We start from the raw sequence: 2,909 nt of genomic DNA, 5'->3' as shown, positions 1-2,909 counted from the left end.
GCTATATGAGTCGGTTTCTCGCGCTTCAAAACATCCTCAAGCGTATTGACAAAACCAAAAATGGCTCCGGTATTCAATCCTTTAGAATTGGTACGCGGCATACGCATAAAGGCATAATACGCTCTATAAATCAAAGCATAAGCATCGAGCAGAAATAATTTTTTCATGAAACAGGGTTATGTATAATACGTTGTGACAAAATCTATTGGACAAAGATACAAAAAAACTCCGCAAAGCCCATGTGGTTTTTGCGGAGTTTTTTATCTGATAACCGATTCTGTTATTCTGCTTTTTTAGTAGGCTTTTTAGCTGCCGGTTTTTTTGCAGCTGGCTTTTTAACAGCAGGTTTACTTTCTTTTGGTTTTACCTCTTCAGCTTTAGGTGCTGGTGCTGGTTTTTCTTTCATAACTGGTTCAGCAGCCACAGGCGCTGGAGCTGGTTTAGGTTCAATTTTAACTGGAGCAGGTTCTGTCAGTTTACGATAGACAACAGCCGATGCGCCCAACGATACAAATTGAAACACTAACGACACAATAATAATCATAATAATTGGCCACCAAGGAAAAGATACTCCTTCTAGGCTTTCTAATGAATCGAACGCACAACCATTGGTGAAATCCATAAGAGCAAAAAGTGGATACAACAAGACGATGGTTGCCATTAATCCCAAAACAAGCGATATGAAGAACAGTGTCCATTTATAACCATAAGTTAGCTTGTTACTTTGTATCAAGGCTTCACCTGGCGAAACGCCTTTGTCAAGCAAGAGAAAAACAGCTAACGACCACGCAAAGGAAATAACAATAGCTGGCACAAATCCAAATAAAATCAGAGGCAGTAAGGCAATAGAAACAAATCCCAGCAATAAGAAAAATTCTCCCATGTATTTTCTATATTTTGCATCGAAAATAAACAACGGAGAAATCACTTTTCCTTTACTTAATTCGACTGGAATAGAACACATGGCAATAGTAGTTCCTACATTAATGTAAGGAATCCAAATAGTAAGAACATACAAAATCACAGCGCCTAACAACGAAAGCGAGTTTTTCATGCCAATAGCAAAACCTTCGCCAATAACTCCAAAAACGGTAATTTTCTTTTCCATAACCAAATGATTTTAAGATGAATAATTAAATACCAAGAAGCAAAAGTAGTGAAAATTTATCAAAAAAAGTGTTTTATTAATTATTTTGCATAAAGAACCTGTTTAGAGAGGTGACATTGTAAGCATTTATGTACATCACAATAAGCTCGTTTCAATTGAATAAGTGCTTGTGAATCGTAGGCAGAATGAGCTTTCACACCACACAAATCAAAACCTATTACAATATGATTTTTTTCTGGCAACATGGCATTCAATAAATCAAACGAGTGTTGTATTAGCTGTTCATCATTATTTATTTTTCCATAATGAAATAAAAATGGTACGACTGTATTAATCAATAGACTATCAATAGATGCTTTCGACAAACCTTTAGGCGTACTCTTACTTTCTTCACCAAATAAATAATGTGTCTCCCAATAACTAGAAATTTCAATCTTAAACAAGAGACGTAAATTTATATAGGATGGTGTTTCAATAATTTTCGAGAATAATTTACTGGAATTATAAATCAGCCCAGCAAATTGAGCTAAACGCACTGTTGGAAAATTAGCTGGTCGTAATCGTAATAATTTCCACAATGAATTATCAATAGGTTTCAATTGATATTTAGTTTGTAAAAATTGATACTCGTGCTGTAATTCCACAAAATAAGCATCGGAAATGTTTGATTTTTCAAGAAAACCAGCTTGTCCAAACAATAAAGCTTCCAATTGCATTAAGTTATTTTTATGCTTCGCCAAAATATTCAGCGGTAATGATTTCGCCAACAACTCGAACGCCAAAGCATTAGTTGAAAAACCAAAATTACGAGCCAAGATAACATAAAATGCCGCTTCCCAATTATTAACGGTTTGGCTTAATAATTTTTCTATCACCGCCGTTTTCTGTTCCAAACGTTCTACTAAAAGACGATCAAACCAATTATACAAATTAATGGGAAGCGCCTCTGCAATATGTTTCTCGCAAGCAATAAAAGATTTCTGACCTTGTAAAGTCTCATATTGTTGCAACAAATTAGGAGAGAAATTCAAAATTACTTGAGGGATTTCACTGCCATCAACACGATAAATAGGTACGTCAACTTCAAAAACCACATGTAAAATAACAGAATTATAAGAGGGATTATGTGTATGACCGTGACGCATCCAATCACTTGATTTTTGATGAAATTCCACATTGCCAGCCCATAAAGTACTGTTTATTTTCACTTTAGCATTAAACACATCCGGTCCAGCATCCGTATTAAGTTGACCAATATCAACAATCTCAACGGCATCACCTGCCACGGTAACTTGTAACGGTGAAAACAGTTTTTGAAACCATACATAATGTAAAAATTGCTCAGTCATCCTCTAATTAATTTAGGTATTGCAAGCAAAGATATATATTTTATGAAATATGTACACCTAGTTTCATCGCAATTTTTCACGGGAGTTTTTACGTCTTTTGACAATATTTAAATGGGATAATAAGAATTTCAATAAAAAAATATCGAAAAACGATAAAAATATTTGCTTATTCAAAAAATAATAGTTTCCTTTGTACCGAAATTATCAACATTATTTAAATAATAAGAGCATATGAAACGTTTTAAGATTTTATGTACCCTTCTTTTAGTTAGCTTTTTGGTGGCGGTTTTTCAAAATACCGTGATGTCGTTTCTCGAAGGATTTAACTTAGGTTATGGCATCGCCTCTTTTGAAATCGACAATGGATTAACCTCTGAAAATTTTACCTATTTGGATTTAGTGCCAAAAACAGATGAAATTGCACTTAATGCAGATAACGCAAAAGATGGATC

4 protein-coding genes are annotated in these 2,909 nt (G+C 34.3%); 1 reads left to right on the top strand and 3 read right to left on the bottom strand.

Annotation, left to right across the window (positions count from 1 at the left end; genetic code table 11):
* From PHR76_RS13095 to PHR76_RS13085, 3 genes are all read right to left on the bottom strand, one after another.
* Positions 1-167 (bottom strand): hypothetical protein (locus PHR76_RS13095; protein WP_300063609.1); only part of this gene is annotated, 167 nt, incomplete at its 3' end.
* A gap of 113 nt (positions 168-280) precedes the next feature.
* On the bottom strand, positions 281-1,108 hold the full coding sequence (locus PHR76_RS13090) for a hypothetical protein (protein ID WP_300063606.1): 828 nt from the start codon (positions 1,106-1,108) through the stop codon (positions 281-283).
* 80 nt (positions 1,109-1,188) lie between these two features.
* The gene (locus PHR76_RS13085) at positions 1,189-2,457 is read right to left on the bottom strand and encodes a DUF2851 family protein (protein ID WP_300063603.1); all 1,269 of its coding nucleotides are present in this window, start codon (positions 2,455-2,457) and stop codon (positions 1,189-1,191) included.
* Positions 2,458-2,688: 231 nt separating this feature from the next.
* Here PHR76_RS13085 and PHR76_RS13080 point away from each other — a divergent pair.
* The coding region (locus PHR76_RS13080; RefSeq protein WP_300063600.1) for a hypothetical protein at positions 2,689-2,909 on the top strand (221 nt) is incomplete at its 3' end.

The organism is Flavobacterium sp., assembly GCF_028689845.1.
In the GTDB taxonomy this organism is placed as follows: domain Bacteria; phylum Bacteroidota; class Bacteroidia; order Flavobacteriales; family Flavobacteriaceae; genus Flavobacterium.
Note: the sequence above shows the minus strand (reverse complement) of the source record. Positions and strands in the feature narration are given on the sequence as shown.